Source organism: Bacillus sp. MBGLi79 (genome assembly GCF_002953915.1).
Map to the genome: position 1 here is coordinate 1686799 of NZ_CP026521.1, position 1921 is coordinate 1688719.

General features: G+C 44.9%; 3 protein-coding genes. All 3 read right to left on the bottom strand.

The window, feature by feature from the left end; all coding sequences use genetic code 11:
* Positions 1-211 (bottom strand): type II toxin-antitoxin system SpoIISA family toxin (locus C1T29_RS08570; RefSeq protein ID WP_208945650.1); only part of this gene is annotated, 211 nt, incomplete at its 3' end.
* 109 nt (positions 212-320) lie between these two features.
* Positions 321-1319 (bottom strand): inorganic phosphate transporter, encoded by a 999-nt coding sequence (locus C1T29_RS08575; protein WP_075212749.1) that lies wholly within the window; start codon positions 1317-1319, stop codon positions 321-323.
* A gap of 12 nt (positions 1320-1331) precedes the next feature.
* Positions 1332-1919 carry a DUF47 domain-containing protein gene (locus C1T29_RS08580; RefSeq protein ID WP_208945651.1) on the bottom strand — a complete coding sequence of 196 codons (588 nt, stop codon included), beginning with the start codon at positions 1917-1919 and terminating at the stop codon, positions 1332-1334.
* Between the last annotated feature and the right edge of the window lie 2 nt (positions 1920-1921).

Below are 1921 nucleotides of genomic sequence, written 5' to 3' on the forward strand. Positions count from 1 at the left end.
CAACGATCAAGTAATGAAGCGGGTTTGTGAAAATCGACTGCGGATCGTGCGTCCAATAAATCACGGCGCCGATAACATAAAGCAGGTACCAAGTTTTTCGGATCGCGACCGTTTTTTCGGTGAGCTTTTTTTCAAAACGCCACACGGCAGCCACATACAGAGCCAGCGCCAATACAATGAGCCAAACAAGGAATTGATAAAATAGCAGCATAACTGGTTTCCCTCTTCCCGAGAAATAGTGCAGTTCCTATTCTATTGTTATGCCGGTTTTCTTTTAAACATGAAAACTCCCGTCCTGGATTCGGACGGGAGTGTGCTGATTAAAAGAATAAATCTAGTATGAAATAGGCAAATGCACCGATGGTTGCCGAAATGGGAAGGGTAATGACCCATGTGATCAACATCCGCTTTGCGGTGCCCCAGTTTACGCCTTTCACCCGGTGGGAAGCGCCTACGCCTAAAATGGATGAAGAAATGACGTGTGTCGTGCTGACAGGCAAATGGACGATCGTCGCACCAAAGATGATGAGGGCTCCCGTCAAATCTGCAGAGACACCGTTGACGGGACGGATCTTCATGATTTTTCCGCCGACGGTTTTGATGATTTTCCAGCCGCCGACAGATGTTCCGAGTCCCATGGCTGTGGCGCATGCAAGCTGCACCCAGAACGGGATGTCAGTTGTACTGTGCAAGTTACCCGCAATTAAAGCCATCGTAATGATACCCATCGCTTTCTGTGCATCGTTCGTGCCGTGTGTATAGGATTGTATGGCAGCTGTCGCGATTTGAACGCGCCGGAACCGCTTATTCGTTTTGGCCAGATTGCTGTTCTTAAAAATGACTTTGACGATGCTGTAGATCAAATATCCTAAAACAAACGCCAAAATGGGCGATAATATAAGTGCTTCGATAATTTTAATAAATCCGTGGTATTTAATCGCGGCGAATCCTTCCGATGCGATGACAGCTCCGGCAATCGCTCCGATGATCGCGTGGGATGAGCTGCTGGGAATGCCGAAATACCAAGTCACCAGGTTCCATGTAATGCCTGCGATAAGAGCTGCAAGGATCACGACCGATCCGTTTTCCAGTTTGAAAGGGTCGGCGATGTCGCTCGTAATGGTTTTCGCTACGCCTGTGAACGTCATGGCGCCGGCGAAGTTCATAACTGCCGCCATTATAATGGCGTGCCTTGGTTTTAACGCTTTTGTCGATACCGAGGTGGCGATCGCATTTGCCGTATCATGAAAACCGTTGATAAAGTCAAATGCCAAAGCAAAGATGACAATCAATATGGTTAATACAAATAAAAGATCCATTATAATCCCTCGTTACGCATTTTTCATTATGATGGTTTCTAAATTGTTTGCTACACTTTGGCATGAATCTGCGATTTCTTCTAGCGTCTCATAGATTTCCCTGTACTGGATCACTTTAATCGGATCGGTCTCTTTCCCGAAAAGATTCTTCAGCGATTTGCGGTGCAGGTTATCGCAGTTATGTTCGTATTCTTTAATTTTAATGGCGTGCGGCTGAATTTCTGTCAGGCGATTTTCCGCCAGCAATTCAATTGTCAACAGAATTTCTTTTGCGCATTCTCTGATATAGCCGCTGAATTTATCAATATGCTCATCTGAAGATGTGATCGAGAAGATTTCCATCATGGCTGAAAAGTGTTCGATACCGTCGAGTACATCATCGAGGCTGTTTGTAAGCTGAAGGATGTCTTCGCGTTCGATCGGCGTGATAAATGCTTTGTTCAGCTCCTTAATCATCGTATGTACATAATTATCTCCTTTTGTCTCATACTCTTTTAAGGTATCCGCGAATTCTTTAAGGGTTGTCTGATTCGTCACTTTATAGTTAACAAAATACTCAGCTGTTTCGTCTAAATTTTTTGCAATTTCCGTCAAAAGCACGG